Below are 17,507 nucleotides of genomic sequence, written 5' to 3'. Positions count from 1 at the left end.
GTTGTGGGCGGGCTGGGTTGCCCGCCGGTTTTTCATGAAAGGGCGTATTTTCGCATCAGTTGTAAACTCTGCCGCCATGATTATTCTCGGCTTTGAAAGCTCCTGCGACGAAACCGGCGTCGCTGCCGTCTGTACGGAACGGGGCCTGCTCGCGCACGCGCTGCATACCCAGATCGCCATGCACCAGGAATACGGGGGCGTGGTGCCGGAACTCGCCTCGCGCGACCATATTCGCCGCGTCGTGCCGCTGACCCGGCAGGTCCTCGAAGAAGCGGGCCTGCAAATGTCGGATGTCGGCGCCGTGGCCTATACGGCCGGCCCCGGCCTGGCCGGCGCCTTGCTGGTGGGCGCCAGCGTCGCGCAGTCGTTCGCCTGGTCGCGTCATTTGCCCGCCATCGGCATCCATCACCTGGAAGGCCATCTGCTATCGCCGATGCTGGCGGATCCGCGGCCTGAATTCCCCTTCGTGGCGCTGCTGGTGTCCGGCGGACACACGCAGCTGATGCGCGTGGACGGGGTGGGACGCTACGAATTGCTGGGCGAAACGCTGGACGACGCGGCGGGCGAGGCCTTCGACAAGTCGGCCAAGCTCATGGGCCTGGGCTATCCCGGCGGACCGGCGCTGTCCCGGCTGGCCGCCAGCGGCGATGCCGCGCGTTTCGATCTGCCGCGCCCCATGCTGCACAGCGGCGACCTGGATTTCAGTTTCAGCGGCCTGAAGACGGCCGTGCTGACCCGGGTCAAGGCTGCCGAAGCCGCGGGCGGACTGGACGAACAGACCCGCGCCGACCTGGCCGCGGCCACGCAGGCCGCCATCGTGGAAGTGCTGGCGGCCAAGGCCATCAAGGCCCTGAAGCAGACCGGCCTGAAGCGCCTGGTGGTGGCCGGGGGAGTGGGGGCCAACCAGCTGCTGCGCGCCAAGCTGGACGCGGCGCTCAAGCCGCTCAAGGCGCGCGCCTATTTCCCGCCCCTGGAACTGTGCACCGACAACGGCGCCATGATTGCCTTTGCCGCCGCCGAGCGGGTCAAGGCTGGCCTGGCGACGCTGGATCCGGATGCGCACAGCTTCACTGTGAAGCCGCGCTGGGACCTGGCCGACATCGCCTGAAAATGAAAAGGGCGGCCATGCAGGCCGCCCCGAAGCGCATTCCTTGCGCGTTTATTTCTTCTTGCCGCCGCCGATGCGGCTTTCCGTGCCCTGGACCAGGCGCGTGATGTTGGCGCGGTGGCGGTAGAACAACAGCACGCCGATGACCGCAAGCGCCACGCCCATGGACGGCTGCGCATACCAGGCCAGGCCGGAACCAAACACGTAGTAGACGGGGGCGAAGAAGGCCGCCACCAGTGAAGCCAGGGACGAATAGCGGAAGAACACCGCGACGATCAGCCAGGTGGCCGCCGTGGCGACCGCCAGCCAGGGCTGGATTGCCACCAGCACGCCCAAGGCGGTGGCCACGCCCTTGCCGCCCTTGAAGCGCAGGAATATCGGGTACAGATGGCCCAGGAAGGCGGCCAGCGCCACCAGCGCCAGCGCGACGGGGGAGATCCCGGGAGCCAGTTTTTCGGCCAGCCAGATCGCGAACCATCCCTTGGCGGCGTCGCCCAGCAGCGTCAGCGCGGCGGCCGTCTTGTTCCCGGTGCGCAGCACATTGGTAGCGCCGGGATTCTTGGAGCCGTAGCTGCGGGGGTCTTGCAGGCCCATGAGCTTGCTGACGACCACTGCGAAGGGCACGGAGCCGATCAGGTAGGCCAGCAGGATGAGCGCAGCGCTGAAGACCAGGGAGGGGTCGTTTATCGCCATGGATAGGATCCGTTGTTGTTGTGTTGTTGCGGTAATGGGTGCGGATTCTACCGCGCCCGGGGCCGGGTCCGGCTACGGGTTATCGAGCGGGGCTGCGGCCCCCGTCCGCCAGTCGATCGCACGGATACCGGCCGCGGACGGTACAATCCGACGCGTTCACCCGCGTTTTATTTTCTTTCGGATGCACAATGCGAATTCTGGTTTCGAACGATGATGGTTATTCGGCCCCTGGGCTCGAGGCGCTGGTTGACGCGCTGCAGGGCCTGGGCGATCTCACTGTCGTCGCGCCTGAAACCAACCATAGCGGCGCGTCCAACTCCCTGACGCTGAACCGGCCGCTGTCGGTACGCACCGCCTCCAACGGCTTCATTGCCGTCAACGGCACCCCGTCCGACTGCGTGCACGTGGCGCTCACCGGCCTTATGGATACCCGGCCCGACCTGGTCGTGTCCGGCATCAACAACGGCGCCAACATGGGCGACGACACCCTGTATTCGGGCACCGTGGCCGCTGCCAGCGAAGGCTATCTGTTCGGCATCCCGGCCATCGCGTTCTCGTTGGCCGAGAAGGGCTGGGAGCACATCGATTCCGCCGCGCGCGCCGCGCGCCTCGTGGTGGAACGCCATCTGGCCCAGCCGCTGGCCGCGCCGGTGCTCCTGAACGTCAATATCCCCAGCCGCCGCTTCGAAGACATGCACGGCTTCGCGGTCACGCGCCTGGGCAAGCGCCATCCCTCGCAGCCGGTGGTGCGCACCACCACGCCGTATGGCGATACCGTCTATTGGATCGGACCCGTGGGTTTGGCGGCCGACGCCACGCCAGGCACGGACTTTCATGCCGTCGAGCAGGGTACGGTGTCGGTCACGCCGCTGCGCCTGGACCTGACCCAGCACAGCCAGCTCGACGAGATCCGGACCTGGGCGGAGCCGCTATGCGTAAACGTGTAAGCCAGCCGGACGTGACCCAGCCGGTGCCCGGGCGTACCGGTCCGGTGCGCTACGACTCGGGTCGGCTCAGTCCGGGCGTCACGCCCGCCAACAGCAACACCCGCATTTCCGCAGCCACGCTGCAACGCCAGATCCAGGCGCCGACGCCCGCATCGGGCAGCAATCTGGGGCTGAATTCGGATCGCCTGCGCCAGGCCATGGTCGAGCGCCTGCGGGCGCAGGGCATTACCGACGAGCGCGTGCTCAACGCCATGGGCGCGGTGCCGCGCCATCTGTTCGTCGACGAGGCGCTGGCCAGCCGCGCTTACGAAGACGCCGCGTTGCCCATCGGTCATTCGCAAACCATCTCCCAACCCTGGGTGGTGGCGCGCATGATCGCCGCCGCCTGCGACGACCGCACGCCCACCCGCGTGCTGGAAGTCGGCGCGGGTTGCGGCTACCAGGCGGCGGTGCTCGCGCAATTCGTGCGCGAGGTTCACACCATCGAACGCATCCGCGGATTGTATGAACTTGCGCGCGAGCATCTGCGCGCCCTGCGGCTCACCACCAGGATCCGCTTGATCTACGGCGACGGCATGCTGGGCCTGCCCGGTGTGGCGCCGTTCGATGCTATCGTTGTGGCTGCCGCTGGCCTTGCCATCCCGCAGGCGCTGCTCTCGCAGCTCGCACCGGGTGGCCGCCTGATCGCTCCTGAAGGGGGCGCCAACCAGCGCCTGGTTCTCATCGAACGCACAGGCGCGGCCAGCTGGAAACGCACAGAATTAGAGGCCGTGCGCTTTGTGCCGCTACGGGCCGGAATACAATCTTGAGCAAACAGGAGAAACGTATGCTCAACGGGCAGTTGCAACTGACCGATATCACCCTGGGCGCGTCCATGACGCGCCTGCGCCGCCCGCTCTTCATCGCGGGGGCTCTCAGCCTGTCCATCCTGGCTGGCTGCGCTTCCAAAGGCACTCGCGCGCCGGTGGTCGACATGACCGGCGGGCAACCCGCGCCGGCCACCCAGACCGGCGGCACCTATGTGGTGAAACCGGGCGACACGCTCTACAAGATCGCCCGCGCCAACAATGTGGATGTCGAAAACGTCAAGCGTTGGAACAACCTCAGCGACCCCAACCAGATCTCGGTCGGCCAGGTCCTGAAGATGTCCGGCAGCGCCAGCGGCGGGGCGCAGACCGCGCCGGTCGCGGGCTCCAAGACGCAGCCGCGTCCGCTGGACCAGCCGGAAACCCTGCCGCCGCCGACCACTGAAACCACCACGCCGCCGCCCACCGCGCCGGTCGAGACCAAGCCCGCCACGCGCGCGGCCGACGCGGCCGTCATCAATTGGGCCTGGCCCGCCAACGGCCAGATCGTGCAAGGCTTCAACAACAGCAGCAAGGGCATCGACATCGCCGGCGCGCTGGGCGATCCGGTCACCGCCGCCGCCGACGGCCTGGTCAAGTACAGCGGCAACGGTGTGCGCGGCCTGGGCAACCTGATCATCGTCGAACACCAGAACGGCTTCATCACCGCTTACGCGCATAACCGCGCGGTGCTGGTGAAGACGGGCCAGAACGTCAAGCGCGGCGCCAAGATCGCCGAACTCGGCCAAAGCGATACCACGTCGCCGCGCCTGCACTTCGAGATCCGCCGCCAAGGCCAGCCGGTGGACCCCATGCAGTATCTGCCTGCCCGATGACGCCCACTCTCGTCTTCGACCTGGAAACCATCCCCGACGCCGAGGGGCTGCGCAAGCTCAACGGCTGGGGGGCTGATGTTTCCGACCAGGAGGTGGTCGAGCGCGCGCTGACCGCGCGCCGCGAGGCCGTGGGCCATGATTTCCTGCCGCTGCATCTGCACAAGGTGGCGGTGGTGGGCTGCGTGTTCCGCGACGACCAGGGCTTTCGCGTCAAGACCCTGGGCCAGCCCGACGATCCCGAAGCCGCCTTGCTGGCGGGCTTCTTCAAGACCATCGAGCGCTACACGCCCAAGCTCGTGAGCTGGAACGGTTCCGGCTTCGACCTGCCGGTGCTGCATTACCGCAGCCTGATCCAGGGCGTGCCCGCGCCGCGCTACTGGGACATGGGCGAGGAAGACCGCGACTTCAAGTTCAACAACTACATTTCGCGCTACCACTCGCGTCACCTGGACCTGATGGACCTGCTGGCCAAGTACAACGGCCGCGCCAACGCGCCGCTGGACGAACTGGCCAAGCTTTGCGGCTTTCCCGGCAAGCTGGGCATGGACGGCAGCAAGGTGTGGGAAGCCTGGAGCCAGGGCCGCGCCGACGAGGTGCGGGCCTATTGCGAAACGGACGTGGTCAACACCTGGCTGGTGTATTGCCGTTTCCGTTTCCTGCGCGGCGAACTCGACCGCACTTCCTACGAAGCGGAAATCGCGCTGGTGCGCGACACCCTCAGCGCCAGCGATGCGCCGCACTGGAAGGAGTACATGGCGGCCTGGGACGCCAACTGAGCGGCGTCTCGGCCGGAGGATCCGTCTTCCGGCGGACAGGATCGAACGGGGCCCGCGAGGCCCCGTTCTTGCGTCTGGATCATGCGCAATCGACTGAAACATTGCTTGCGCCCGCGAAACCTGGATGAAACCGGGCCAATCGCACAATGGCCTCGCTTTCTTCACTTTCAGGAGACCTACATGTCCCGATTCGCTATCCGCTCCAATTTGGCCGCTCTTGCATTTGTCGCCGCGACGGGCGGCCTGGTGGCCGGCTCCGTCATGGCTGCGCCTCCTCCTCCCGCTGACGGCGGCCCCGCCGCCATGCACGATGGCCAGCGCGGCGGCTTCCACAAAGGCATGCGCGACGGCCTCTTCATTCCCGGCCTGGGTCCGGTGACCAAGGCGCAGGTCGCCGAGCTGAAGCTGGACGACAAGCAGCAGGCCTTGTTCAAGACCGCGCAGGACGGCCAGCGCAGCCTGCACGAAGCCATGCGTGCCTCGGGCGGCAAGCGCCACGACCTGCTCAAGGCGCAGCTGGACAGCGGCAAGCTGGATCCCCGCGCGCTGGTCGAACAGTCCGAAAAGTCGCGTGATGCCTTCGGTCCCCAGGCCAAGCAGGTGCGCGACCAATGGCTCGCGGTCTGGGACAGCCTGAACGACACCCAGCGCGGCCAGGTGACCAAGTTCGTCAAGGAACGCCAGGACCGCATGCAGGAGCGCCACGCCCGCATGGAAGGGCGCCACGGCAAGGGCAAGGCGGATGCGCCCGCTGCCGCCGCGCCGGCCAAGCCTGCCGCCAACTAAGCAGTGCGGCCGGCCGTCCCGGCCGGTGCACGCCAGCAACCCCGGACACGCGACCGCGTGCCGGGGTTTTTCATTTGGCGTCCGGGATGGCGGCTGGCGGCGGCTCGCCATGCGTACCGATAGGGAGCGGGTTCCCCGTTTTGACGCATAAGCGCGTGCGCCGGCACACGCGTCCGCACTGTTCTGGTGCGGCGCGGGCGCCGTCAGCGGGCGATGCGCCTGCGTATCGGCTTGCCGCAGACCTGGCACGGACATTGCTTTGTGGAGTAGGAACCGGTTTCAAACGCTGCATCGCCGGTCCTAGTGATGCGCCTCGGCCATCTACCTACTCGACAAATCCGATCAGGACTCCGCACCATGAAGAAGACGTTGCTAGCCGTGCCCTTTGCGCTCGCCGCTTGTTTCACCGCGACGGCGCAGGCCGAACCCACCGACCTGGGCGGCGGATTTTCGCTCAGCGGCAACGCCGCCATCGTCAGCGACTACCGTTTCCGCGGCTACTCGCAGACCGACTTCCGGCCCGCCGTGCAGCTGGGCTTCGACCTGACCCACAGTTCCGGCTTCTATCTGGGCAACTGGAACTCCAATGTTTCCGATTTCGTGTTCACCGACGGCAACCTGGAAATGGATTTCTACGGCGGCTGGAAGGGCGACGTGGGCGGCGGCTTCACGCTGGATGCGGGCGTGCTGCATTATTACTACCCGGGCTCCAGCTCGCCGAAGGGCGGCAACTACAACAACACCGACCTCTATCTGGGCGCGTCCTACGGCAACTACAGCCTCAAGTACTCCTATACGCCCAGCGACTTCTTCAGCACGCCCGACAGCAAGGGCACCTGGTACCTGGACGGCACGGCCAACTTCGACCTGGGCGACGGCTGGGGCCTGGTCGGCCACCTGGGCTACCAGAAGCTCAAGAACCAGACCAATATGGACGGCGACTCCATCGGCCATTACGTCGACTACAAGCTCGGCGTGACCAAGGACCTGAAGGGCTGGATCCTGGGCCTGGCCGCCGTGGGGGCGACCAAGGACAACTGGCTGCCGACCAAGTACGGCCATCCTTCGGGCCGCCTGGGCGCCGTCTTCTCGGTGGCGCGTTCCTTCTGACCGATATCCGTGGCGGCGCCTGGCAGCGCCGGCTTTCGGGCTTGCCGACGATTGGCGGTGACCGCCGTCCGGGGCAAGCCCTTTTTTCATCGGGAGACCGTTCCGGCCCCACATCGCCATTTCCAGGATTGGCCGCAGTCCTTCTACAATAGAAGGTTGCGTGTAATTCTTCTGGACTGCGTGAGATGTCTGACGTTTTGAGTATTGAATCCCTGGACCTGGAAGCCAGGGGTATCGCCCGCCGCGACGGGAAGGTCGTCTTCGTGGAAGGCGCCTTGCCGGGCGAACGGGTCACCACGGTTACGCTGCGCCGCAAGCCGTCCTACGAGATTGCGCGCGTGGACGAGGTGCTGCGGCCCTCGTCGCAGCGCGTGGCGCCGCGCTGCCCGCATTTCGGCGTCTGTGGCGGCTGTGCCATGCAGCACCTGGAACCCAGCACGCAGGTCGCCATCAAGCAACGTTCGCTGGAAGACACCTTCTGGCATGTCGGCAAGCTGCGTCCCGCGCGCATCCTGGCGCCGCTGCAAGGCCCGACCTGGGGCTACCGCTACCGCGCCCGCCTGTCGGTGCGCGTGGTGCCCAAGAAGGGCGGCGTGCTGGTCGGTTTCCATGAGCGCAAGAGCAGCTATGTGGCCGACATGCGCGAATGCCATGTGCTGCCGCGCCACGTCAGCGACCTGCTTATCCCTTTGCGCGAAATGATCGGTTCCATGTCCGCGCCGGACCGCATGCCGCAGATCGAAGTGTCGCTGGGCGAGGGCGTGACCGCCCTGGTGCTGCGCCATCTGCTGCCGCTGACCGATGGCGACATCGCCATCCTGCGCGCCTTCGCCGCCAAGCACAACGTGCAATGGTGGCTGCAGTCCAAGGGTCCGGAAACCGTGCACCCGCTGGAGCGCGAGCACGGCGACACGCTGGCCTACACCATGCCGGAATTCGGCCTGCGCATGCCGTATCGGCCCACCGATTTCACGCAGGTCAATCACGCCATCAACCGTGCGATGGTGTCGCGCGCGCTGAAACTACTGGAGGTGCAGCCTACCGACCGCGTGGCGGATCTGTTCTGCGGGCTGGGCAACTTCACGCTGCCGCTGGCGACGCAGGGCAGGGAAGCCGTGGGCGTGGAAGGCAGCAAGGCGCTGACCGACCGCGCTTTCGACGCGGCATCGCGCCACGGCCTGGGCGATCGCACCAGCTTCGCCACCCTGAACCTGTTCGAGGTGGATGTGGAATGGCTGCGCGGCCTGGGCTACTTCGACCGCATGCTGATCGATCCGCCGCGCGAAGGCGCGCATGCCGTGGCGCAGGCCCTGTCGCTGTTGGAGGCGCACGAGCGCCCCGTGCGCATCGTCTACGTGTCCTGTAATCCGGCCACGCTGGCGCGCGATGCGGCCATCATGGTGCATGAAGGCGGCTATGTGTTGAAGAGCGCGGGCGTGATCAACATGTTCCCGCACACGGGCCATGTGGAGTCCATTGCGGTGTTCGAATCGCTGGACGCCGAAGGTATCCAGGCCGTGCGGGAACGCGCCCGCCAGCGCGCCATTCAGGCGGCGGCCGAAGCGGCAGCCGCGGAAGAAGCCAAGGCCGCGGCCGCCGCCGAGAAGGCGGCCGCCAAGCAGGCCGCCACCGACGCCTATCACGCCAAGGTCGCGGCCGAAGCGCAGGACTGACGCCGCGGGAAGGGCCTGGGCCGTTTCAGTGCTTGCAGCCCAGGCCTTCCAGTATCGGGCAGTCCGGCCTGTCATTGCCCTGGCAGTGTTCGGCCAGATGCTTCAAGGTGGCCGCCATGTCGCGCAGCGCCTCGGCCTTGCGCTCCAGTTCCTGCACGTGTTCCAGCGCGATGCGCTTGACGTCGGCGCTGGCGCGGCTGCGGTCCTTCCACAGCGCCAGCAACTCATTCATCTGTTCCACCGAAAAACCCAGGTCGCGCGCGCGGCGCACGAAGTGCAGCGTATGCAGATCGTGTTCGCTGTACACGCGGTAGCCGGAATCCGTGCGTCCGGCGGGGCTGATGAGGCCGATGCTTTCGTAGTAGCGGATCATCTTGGCGGAAATGCCGGAACTCCTGGATGCCTCGCCGATATTCATTGCCGTGCTCCTGTGTAGCCTGAGTGCGATTCTACGCTTGACCTTTCCATCATGGGAAGGTTTAAGCTGCTTTCCATGGTGGACGAAACGTAGTCCATCGCCCTTGAATCCTATGGAGATAACTATGAGCATCGAGTTCCAAGTGGCTGACATGACCTGCGGCCATTGCGCCAAGACCATTACGGCCGCGGTGGCCCAGGCGGCTCCGGGCGCGACTGTCACGATCGATCTGCCCACGCACCGCGTGACCGTGACCGGGGCCGATGACGCCGACAAGATCGAAGACGCGATCCGCGACGCCGGCTACCAGCCGCAGCCGGTGTAATTCCTCCAGGCGCGAGGCCGGGCTATGATAGATCCGGTCTCGCGCTGGTTATTTATTCATTGCTAAAATCTATCGATTCATTGAATTTATTAAATTTGAATAATTGATAGTAAGGATTTATCATTCTTTCCATGGTGGTTAATCAAACAACCCCGCTACCCCAAGGAGAGATTTGAATGCTGCAAAACCGCGAAGGCCAACGTGTTCCGAACGTAACGTTCCCGGTCCGTGAGGACAACACCTGGAAGAAGGTGACGTCCGACGACCTGTTCAAGAACAAGACCGTCGTGGTCTTTTCCCTGCCCGGCGCCTTCACGCCGACCTGCTCGTCGACCCACCTGCCGCGTTACAACGAACTGGCTCCCGCCTTCTTCGCCGCCGGCGTGGACAGCATCGTCTGCGTGTCGGTCAATGACACCTTCGTCATGAACGAATGGGCCAAGGACCAGGAATCGGCCAACATCACGCTGCTGCCCGACGGCAACGGCGAGTTCACCGAAGGCATGGGCATGCTGGTCGACAAGAGCGACCTGGGCTTCGGCAAGCGCAGCTGGCGCTATTCCATGCTGGTCAAGGACGGCGTGGTCCAGAAGATGTTCATCGAGCCGGAAAAGGAAGGCGACCCGTTTGAAGTGTCGGACGCCGACACCATGCTGGCGCACTTCGCCCCGTCGGCCAAGAAGCCCGACCAGGTGGTCGTGTTCTCCAAGCCGGGCTGCCCGTTCTGCGTGGAAGCCAAGGCGCTGCTGGATGCCAAGGGCTACGCCCCGATCGAGATCCCGCTGGAAAACAAGGTCCGTGGCCGCGTGATCGGCGCTGTCTCGGGCAAGGGCACCGCCCCGCAGGTGTTCATCAATGGCGCGCTGATCGGCGGCCTGGAAGACCTGAAGGCGCACTTCGCCTAAGCGTCTGCAACGCTACCGGTCCCGGGTTCGCCCCGGGGCCGGGCAGCAGGGCGGTTCGCCGCCTGCTGCACCCTTCACGAGTTTCCCTTTTTACGCATCTTTGTGCGCGGCCCCCGGCGGGCGCTGCGGGACTGTCCACGTCCATAGGGTGCGGAAAAAGGCGGAATCCGCCTTTGAATTCCTGCTCCACGCCACATCGGGGGATACCCAGTCATGAAAACTCTGCATACCGATATCGCTGTCATCGGCGCCGGCACGGCCGGCCTGGCCGCCTACCGCGCCGCCCGCGCCGCGGGCCAGCGCGCGCTGCTGATCGAAGGCGGTCCCTACGGCACGACCTGCGCCCGCGTCGGCTGCATGCCGTCAAAGCTGCTGATCGCCGCCGCCGAAGCGGCCCACAGCGCGGCCCACACCGAGCCGTTCGGCGTGCATGTGGGCGGTGAGATCACCGTCGATGGCACCGAAGTGATGGACCGCGTCAAACGCGAGCGCGACCGCTTCGTCGGTTTCGTGCTGGAAGGCGTGGAAAGCATCCCGGCAGAGGACAAGCTGCGCGGCTATGCGCGCTTCTTGTCGGACACGGTGCTGAAGGTGGACGAGCACACCGAAGTGCATGCGTCCCGCGTGGTGATCGCCACCGGTTCTCGGCCATCTGTGCCGCCGCCGTTCCGTGCGCTGGGCGACCGTCTGGTGCTGAACGATGACGTGTTCGCCTGGGATGATCTGCCTGGCCGTGTGGCCGTGTTCGGTCCTGGCGTGATCGGGCTGGAACTGGGCCAGGCGCTGGCGCGCCTGGGCGTGGAAGTGCGCGTGTTCGGCGTCAGCGGCAGCCTGGGCGGCATCAGCGATCCGCAAGTACGCAATACGGCCCGCAAGATCTTCCAGCGCGAGTTCTATCTGGACCCGGACGCCCGCGTGCTTGAAACCACCCGCGTAGGCGACGAAGTGGAAGTGCGCTACGTGACGCTGGACAACACCGAGCGCACCGAACGCTTCGACTACGCGCTGGTGGCCACGGGCCGCCGCGCCAACGTGGACGGGCTGGCGCTGGAAAACACCTCGCTGCAATTGGACAAACACGGCGTGCCGTTGTTCGACCGCGAAACCATGCAGGCGGGCGATGCGCCCATCTTCATCGCGGGCGATGCCAACGCCGACGCGCCGCTGCTGCACGAAGCCGCCGACGAAGGCCGCATCGCGGGCGAGAACGCGGCGCGCTATCCCGAAGTGCGCAAGGGCCTGCGCCGCGCGCCGTTGGCCGTGGTGTTCTCGGACCCGCAGATCGCCATGGCCGGGCAGGGCCACGCACGGCTGGTGCCGGGCACCTTCGTGACGGGCGAGGTGGACTTCAGCGACCAGGGCCGTTCGCGGGTCATGCTGAAGAACCGCGGCATGCTGCATGTCTATGCGGACATCGAAACGGGCCGTTTCCTGGGCGCCGAGATGGTCGGCCCCAGCGCCGAGCACATCGGCCACCTGCTGGCCTGGGCTGTGCAGCAGGAGCTGACCGTGGCGCGCATGCTGGAAATGCCGTTCTATCACCCCGTGATCGAGGAAGGCCTGCGCACTGCCTTGCGCGACGCGGCGGCCAAGCTGGCCCGGGCGCAGGAGGCGCTGCGGCGGGAAGCTCCGGAGAATGAACTGGCTTGAACGCCAGCGCGATCCGCGACACCAGCAAAAAGGCCACGAAACATCGTGGCCTTTTTGCTTTTCGTATCGGATCAATCGTCCGACTGCTTCTTTGGCACCGGGAACGGATTCTCGCGGAACTGCAGCGTGAAGCCGGCGCGCTCGTCCTGTCCCAGCGTGCGGGCCAGATACGGCATGGCTTGCTTCAAGGCGTCGTGCAACGTCCAGGGCGGATTGATCAGGAACATGCCGCTGCCGTGCAGGCCGTAGCCGTCGATGGCTGCTTTCTTGACCGTCAAGGTCGCGTGCAGCCAGCTCTTGACCTTCAGGTTCTCCAGGTGGCGCGCCATTTCATTGGCTTCGCGGCGCTGGACCAGCGGGTACCAGACGGCGTAGGTGCCGGTGGCGAAGCGCTTGACGCATTCCTTGACCGCGTTGAGCGTGCGGCGATAGTCGTTCTTGTCTTCGTACGAGGGGTCGATCAGCACCATGCCGCGGCGCGTGGGCGGCGGCAGCAGCGCCTTGACGCCTTCAAAACCGTCGTCGCCGTAGATCGTGGTCTGGCGTTGCGCGGCGCGGCCCTGGTGTTCCAGGTTGCCGACCAGCGTGTCGATCTCGGTAGGGTGCATTTCGAACAGGCGCAGCCGGTCGGACGGACGCAGCGCGTCCAGCGCCAGCCATGGCGAGCCCGGATAGCGCCTGAGGCGGCCGTTGGTGTTGTAGCCGCGGATCCGGGCGACGTAGTCGGCCAGGATGGGCGGCAGGTCCTCGGCTTCCCACAGGCGGCCGATGCCGTCGGCGAACTCGGAGGTCTTTGCGGCCCAATCGCTATCCAGGCTATAGAGCCCGGCGCCGGCGTGGGTATCGACGACCCAGTAGGGCGCGTCTTTCTTGTTGAAGTAATCCAGGGTGTGGATCAGGATGGCGTGCTTGAGTACGTCGGCGTGGTTGCCGGCGTGAAAGGCGTGGCGGTAACTGAACACGGGCGTTCTGCCTCAGGCGGCGGGCCGGATCGCGGCCAGCTCGTCGGTGAAAATGCCGTCGATGCCCCAGTCGAGCAGCAGGCGGGCGCGCTCCGGGTCGTTGACGGTCCAGGCGGCGATACGGTAGCCGGCGGCATGCACGGCATCGATCAGCTCACGGGTGGCGTCCTTCTGATTGATGTTCAGGGCCACGCACTCGTACTTGGCCAGGCGTTCGCGCCAGTCGGCGGGTACCTTCTCCACCAGCAGCGCGCGCGGCAATTCGGGGGCCGTTTCCAGCGCGGCCTGCAGCGCTGCTTCCGCGAACGAGGACAGGAGCGGCGCTTCGGCCGCGCCTTGCCACAGCTGGCGCGCGGCCAGCGCCACGGCGCGGCCGGTCTCGGCCTCGCGGCCCGGGCAGGGCTTGATCTCGACGTTGCTGGCGATGCCGTTGGCCACCGTGTAGCGGGCGACGGCAGCGAAGGTGGGCAGCGGCTCGCCCGCGTAGGCGGCGGAATGCCAACTGCCGAAATCCAGCTGGGCAAGCTCGGCGTAGGTCTTGGCAGCGGCGGGGCCGCGGCCGTTGGAGGTGCGGTCCACGTCGTCGTCGTGCATCAGCACCAGCACGTTGTCGCTGCTCAGCTTGACGTCGTATTCGAACATCGTGAAGCCGTGCTCGGCGCCTACGCGCATGGCGGCCAGGGTGTTCTCCGGGGCCAGACGGCCGCCGCCGCGATGCGCGATGTAACGGGAGTAGGGCCAGGAGGGGAATTTTGCGCTCATTTGGGGTGTTGCTTCGGGTTCTTTTGGTCAGGGTTGCAAGGATACTCCTTCTGCACGCCCGTTCTGCGGCTGCCGCGGCGCGCGGGAACGCCGCGGCAGGTCTCCAGGCCTATTTCATGGGCGCCTTGTCCTGCGACACGTCCATGATCATCCGCGCGGCAAGGTACAGGCGCGGCACGATGCTGTTGATCTGGATGTACTCGGCGTCGTTGGAATGCGCGCCAAAGCCGCTCAGGCCCATGCCTTCGATTACCGGGCCGCGCGCCTTCAAGGCGGCAAAAGCGGCGTCGGTGCCGCCGCCGCTGGCGCGGTCCACGACCGTCATCGGCAAGTCCAGCTCTTTGTAGATCTGCACGCCGTGTTGGGCCAGGGCGCGCGAGGCCGGCGTGGCTTCCAAGGGCGGGCGGCGCACTTCGAACTTCACGCTGACCTTGGATTCGGGCAGCAGCTTCTTCTGTATGCGTTCTTCCAGCGTGCGCGACAGCGCATCGAAATCGGAGACGCGCAGGGCGCGCGCGTCCGCCTGGGCGGTGGCCTGGCCCGGAATGACGTTGCGGTTGGTGCCGGCCTGGGCCACGGTCCAGTTCAGCTTCAAGCCTTCCTCGGGCTTGGACAGCTTGTCCAGCTGCAGCACCTGGTGGGCCAACTCATACAGCGCGTTGACGCCGCCTTCGGGCCGCGCGCCCGCATGCGAGGTCTTGCCCTGCACGGTCAGGTAGGCCGCGCCGATGCCGCTGGTGGCCAGCGTCAGGCGCGCTTGCGCGCCGCCGCCTTCGAACGAGAACACCGCATCCTGGTCGGCGCCCAGGCGGGTAATGGTGCTGCGCGCGCCGGGCGAGCTGATTTCCTCGTCGCCGTTGATCAGCACGGTAATGGTGCCGTAGTCCTCGAAGCCCAGTTTTTGCAGCAGGGTCAGGGTGTGGATGATGGCGGCCACGCCATGCTTGTCGTCGGCGATGCCCAGGCCGTAGGCCTTGTCGCCGTCGATGCGGAAAGGCTGGTCCTTGAGCATGCCGTTGCGGTAGACGGTGTCCATGTGGGCGATCAGCATGATCTTCTTCTGGCCTTTACCCTTGAATTCGGCATGGACCATGGGGCCGACCTTCTCTGGCGTGTCGTCCAGGCGGAACACGTCGGTGGGCTGGATGATCTCTACCGTTCCGCCCAGCGCCTTGAGCCGGTCGCGGATCAGGACGGCGATGCGCTCCACGCCCTCGACGTCCTTGCTGCCCGACTCGATGCCGACCAGGTCGCGCATGGTATCCAGCATGCCTTGCTGCTGGGCTTGCGCGGCTTCGTGGACGGCGGCGACGGGCGCGGCCAGCGCGGCGGGGGCGCCGCCGACGAAGGCCAGGGCGATGCAGGTGCGCAGGAGTTGCAGGCGGGGAGATGTGTACGGCATCAGTGTGTACCTCTGAGCGTGCGTGGAAGGGGCCGCATCCTTCGGGAGCGGCGTCGGGGTAATGCGGGCTTACCCTGACAGGCCACGATACGAGGGCCGCAAGGGGCTGGAAATGGTGGTTCCCCGGGTTGACTCGGTCCCCGGTTTCGTGCCGTTTGAGCCCGGGGGCAGGCCCGGATGACATTCGAAAGATTCCTGGGCTGCGCGGCGAATGAGAAATGGTAAAATCCGCCCGCTGATCCGGTATTGACCGGTATGGGAACAGGGCGAATCTGGTTCGCCTTTTTTTATGCGTTTTCTTGCGGCTTTGGGCTTGCGCCCGGGGTGCGGCAACAGGGATTCCATGTTCGAATTTATTCGCAGCCATCGGCGCTGGATGCAGTTCATCCTGCTGCTTCTGATTGTGCCGTCCTTCTTCCTGGTCGGTATTCAAGGCTATGACAGCTTCATGCGCGCCGAGCCTGAATTGGCCACGGTCAATGGCCAACCCGTGTCGCGGGCCGAGTTCGATCAGGCGCACCGCAACCAGCTGGAGCAGTTCCGCCAGCGCCTGGGCGCCCAGTTCGATCCGGCCGTCATCGACACGCCGGCGCTGCGCGAAGGCTTGCTCAATCAGTTGATCAACCAGCGCCTGCTGGCCAACGTTGCCGTCGACAACCGTTTCTCGGTGTCCGACGAAACGCTGCGCAACACCATCGCCGCGATTCCGGAAGTCCAGGACAATGGCCGCTTCTCGCCCGAGCGCTATCGCCAGGTGCTGGCTGCGCAAGGCATGTCGCCGACCTCGTTCGAAGCCGGCCTGCGCCGCGATCTGGCGGTCGCGCGCGTGCTGGAGCCCGTGGGCCAGTCGGCCCGCGCACCCGGCGAGGTCGTGGCCGCGCTGGAAACGGCGTTGACGCAGCAGCGCACGGTGCAACTGCGCCGCTTCGCCGCTGCCGACTACCGCTCGCAGGTCAGCGTCAGCCCGGCCGACATCCAGGCCTGGTACGACGCCAACAAGCAGCAACTGCAGATTCCCGAACAGGTCCAGGTCCAGTACCTGGTGCTGGACGAGGCCGCCGCCACGCAAGGCGTGCAGGTCAAGGACGAGGACCTCGCGTCCTACTACGAGCAGAACAAGAACCGCTTCGGCCAGCCCGAACGCCGCCGCGCCAGCCACATCATGATCAACCTGGCGCCTGGCGCGTCGGAAGACGCCCGCAAGGCCGCCCGTGCCAAGGCCGAGGACCTCGCCAAGCAGGCCGCCGCCGATCCGGCGCAATTCGCCGAACTGGCCCGCAAGAACTCGCAGGACGCGGGTTCGGCGACCAATGGCGGCGATCTGGGCTGGCTCGCGCCCGGCATGTTGACCGGTCCGCTGGAAAAGGCGATTTTCGGCCAGTCCAAGGACCAGGTGTCCGGCGTGATCGAAACCCCGTCCGGCCTGCACGTGGTCAAGGTCACCGAAATCCAGCCCGCCGCCATCAAGCCGCTGGCCGAGGTCAAGGACCAGATCACCGCCGAAGTCCGCAAGCAGCTCGCCGCCGTGCGCTTCTCGGAAATGGCCAGCCAGTTGAACAAGCAGGTCTATGACCAGCGCGACAGCCTGCAGCCCGCCGCCGACGCCGTCGGCCTGAAGCTGCGTACCGCTTCCGGCGTGACCCGCGAAGGCTTGTTGCCCGCCGACAAGGCGGGTCCGGGCTCGGCCGCCGCCGGCCCCGATGCCGCGCTGCTGGACAACCCGCGCGTGCGCCAGGTGCTGTTCTCGCCCGACGTGCTGCGTGAAAAGCAGAACTCCGGTGTGATCGAACTCTCGCCCGACACCATGCTGGCCCTGCGCGTGGCCGCTGTCGAGCCGTCCCACGTGCCGCCGCTGGACAAGGTCTCGGACACCATCCGCGCCAAGCTGCTGGACGAGCGTTCGGCCGAAGCCGCCAAGAAGGCTGGTGAAGCCGCGCTGGCTGCCGACAAGGCTAACCCCGCCGCAACGCCGGAAGGCTTTGGCGCGCCGGTGATCGTGTCGCGCCAGGATCCCAAGGATCTGCCGCGTCCGGTGCTGGACGCCGTCATGCGCCTGCCCGCCGCCACGCTGCCGGCCTACGCCGGCGTGCAATCGGGTTCGGACTACACGCTGGCGCGCCTGGAGAAGGTCGAGGCCGGCACGGTCGATCCGGCCGACAAGGAGCGCCTGGCGCAGCAGCTGTCGGGCGCCTGGGGCCAGGCCGAAAACGAAGCCATGCTGCGCATGCTGCGCGAAGAGTACAAGGTGCAGGTGCTGCCCGCCGCCGCCGCGGTCATCCGCGGCGATCAGCCGGCAGCCGGCTGATCAG

At 66.3% G+C, this 17,507-nt stretch carries 17 protein-coding genes; 12 read left to right on the top strand and 5 right to left on the bottom strand.

Annotated features, from left to right (window positions below; translation table 11 throughout):
* Window positions 1–76 precede the first annotated feature (76 nt).
* A complete protein-coding gene (tsaD, locus tag HV766_RS09410) occupies window positions 77–1,108 on the top strand; it encodes a tRNA (adenosine(37)-N6)-threonylcarbamoyltransferase complex transferase subunit TsaD (RefSeq protein WP_054453971.1) in 1,032 nt (343 codons plus the stop codon).
* A gap of 51 nt (window positions 1,109–1,159) precedes the next feature.
* On the opposite strand, the gene plsY is transcribed toward tsaD, so the two are convergent.
* Window positions 1,160–1,801, bottom strand: coding sequence for a glycerol-3-phosphate 1-O-acyltransferase PlsY (gene plsY / locus HV766_RS09405; protein WP_054453973.1), 642 nt, complete (start codon window positions 1,799–1,801; stop codon window positions 1,160–1,162).
* Between the two features lie 188 nt (window positions 1,802–1,989).
* Here plsY and surE point away from each other — a divergent pair, with 188 nt between their 5' ends.
* The 7 genes from surE to rlmD all read left to right on the top strand — a co-directional run bounded on the left by surE (window position 1,990) and on the right by rlmD (window position 8,774).
* A complete protein-coding gene (gene surE / locus HV766_RS09400) occupies window positions 1,990–2,748 on the top strand; it encodes a 5'/3'-nucleotidase SurE (RefSeq protein WP_054453975.1) in 759 nt (252 codons plus the stop codon).
* Window positions 2,733–3,557 carry a protein-L-isoaspartate(D-aspartate) O-methyltransferase gene (locus HV766_RS09395; protein WP_254593301.1) on the top strand — a complete coding sequence of 275 codons (825 nt, stop codon included), beginning with the start codon at window positions 2,733–2,735 and terminating at the stop codon, window positions 3,555–3,557. Before surE ends, HV766_RS09395 begins: the two co-directional genes overlap by 16 nt.
* A 17-nt stretch (window positions 3,558–3,574) precedes the next feature.
* Window positions 3,575–4,429: a peptidoglycan DD-metalloendopeptidase family protein gene (locus tag HV766_RS09390; RefSeq protein WP_054453979.1), complete on the top strand. Its 855-nt coding sequence runs from the start codon at window positions 3,575–3,577 to the stop codon at window positions 4,427–4,429.
* The gene (locus HV766_RS09385; protein WP_054453981.1) at window positions 4,426–5,205 is read left to right on the top strand and encodes a 3'-5' exonuclease; all 780 of its coding nucleotides are present in this window, start codon (window positions 4,426–4,428) and stop codon (window positions 5,203–5,205) included. The genes HV766_RS09390 and HV766_RS09385 overlap by 4 nt, the downstream gene beginning before the upstream one ends.
* Window positions 5,206–5,385: 180 nt before the next feature.
* Entirely contained in the window at window positions 5,386–5,991 is a 606-nt protein-coding gene (locus tag HV766_RS09380) for a hypothetical protein (RefSeq protein WP_119449666.1), read from the top strand.
* Window positions 5,992–6,348: 357 nt separating this feature from the next.
* Window positions 6,349–7,101, top strand: coding sequence for a TorF family putative porin (locus HV766_RS09375; RefSeq protein WP_054453985.1), 753 nt, complete (start codon window positions 6,349–6,351; stop codon window positions 7,099–7,101).
* A 185-nt stretch (window positions 7,102–7,286) separates the two neighbouring features.
* Window positions 7,287–8,774, top strand: a complete 1,488-nt coding sequence (gene rlmD / locus HV766_RS09370; RefSeq protein ID WP_119449667.1) for a 23S rRNA (uracil(1939)-C(5))-methyltransferase RlmD — start codon at window positions 7,287–7,289, stop codon at window positions 8,772–8,774.
* Between the two features lie 25 nt (window positions 8,775–8,799).
* Here rlmD and cueR read toward each other — a convergent pair whose 3' ends face one another.
* On the bottom strand, window positions 8,800–9,192 hold the full coding sequence (gene cueR / locus HV766_RS09365; RefSeq protein ID WP_054453989.1) for a Cu(I)-responsive transcriptional regulator: 393 nt from the start codon (window positions 9,190–9,192) through the stop codon (window positions 8,800–8,802).
* A 124-nt stretch (window positions 9,193–9,316) separates the two neighbouring features.
* On the opposite strand from cueR, the gene HV766_RS09360 reads away from it, so the two are divergent.
* The 3 genes from HV766_RS09360 to HV766_RS09350 all read left to right on the top strand — a co-directional run bounded on the left by HV766_RS09360 (window position 9,317) and on the right by HV766_RS09350 (window position 12,072).
* Window positions 9,317–9,517 (top strand): heavy-metal-associated domain-containing protein, encoded by a 201-nt coding sequence (locus HV766_RS09360; RefSeq protein ID WP_054453991.1) that lies wholly within the window; start codon window positions 9,317–9,319, stop codon window positions 9,515–9,517.
* 176 nt (window positions 9,518–9,693) lie between these two features.
* Window positions 9,694–10,422 carry a glutathione peroxidase gene (locus HV766_RS09355; RefSeq protein WP_054453993.1) on the top strand — a complete coding sequence of 243 codons (729 nt, stop codon included), beginning with the start codon at window positions 9,694–9,696 and terminating at the stop codon, window positions 10,420–10,422.
* A 213-nt stretch (window positions 10,423–10,635) separates the two neighbouring features.
* Complete coding sequence (locus HV766_RS09350) at window positions 10,636–12,072, top strand: dihydrolipoyl dehydrogenase (RefSeq protein ID WP_119449668.1); 1,437 nt, start codon at window positions 10,636–10,638, stop codon at window positions 12,070–12,072.
* Window positions 12,073–12,143: 71 nt separating this feature from the next.
* On the opposite strand, the gene HV766_RS09345 is transcribed toward HV766_RS09350, so the two are convergent.
* The 3 genes from HV766_RS09345 to HV766_RS09335 form a co-directional block, all read right to left on the bottom strand.
* On the bottom strand, window positions 12,144–13,034 hold the full coding sequence (locus HV766_RS09345) for a 23S rRNA (adenine(2030)-N(6))-methyltransferase RlmJ (RefSeq protein ID WP_054453997.1): 891 nt from the start codon (window positions 13,032–13,034) through the stop codon (window positions 12,144–12,146).
* A gap of 12 nt (window positions 13,035–13,046) precedes the next feature.
* Window positions 13,047–13,796, bottom strand: a complete 750-nt coding sequence (gene ugpQ / locus HV766_RS09340) for a glycerophosphodiester phosphodiesterase (protein ID WP_175160423.1) — start codon at window positions 13,794–13,796, stop codon at window positions 13,047–13,049.
* A 109-nt stretch (window positions 13,797–13,905) separates the two neighbouring features.
* Window positions 13,906–15,198 (bottom strand): M20/M25/M40 family metallo-hydrolase, encoded by a 1,293-nt coding sequence (locus HV766_RS09335; protein ID WP_054454001.1) that lies wholly within the window; start codon window positions 15,196–15,198, stop codon window positions 13,906–13,908.
* A 343-nt stretch (window positions 15,199–15,541) separates the two neighbouring features.
* Between HV766_RS09335 and HV766_RS09330 the strand changes: the two genes are divergently transcribed.
* Window positions 15,542–17,503, top strand: coding sequence for a SurA N-terminal domain-containing protein (locus HV766_RS09330; protein WP_119449669.1), 1,962 nt, complete (start codon window positions 15,542–15,544; stop codon window positions 17,501–17,503).
* Window positions 17,504–17,507: the final 4 nt, after the last annotated feature.

Source organism: Achromobacter aegrifaciens, from assembly GCF_902859735.1.
Lineage (GTDB): Bacteria > Pseudomonadota > Gammaproteobacteria > Burkholderiales > Burkholderiaceae_B > Achromobacter > Achromobacter aegrifaciens.
This window is presented reverse-complemented; position numbering and strand designations above follow the sequence as displayed.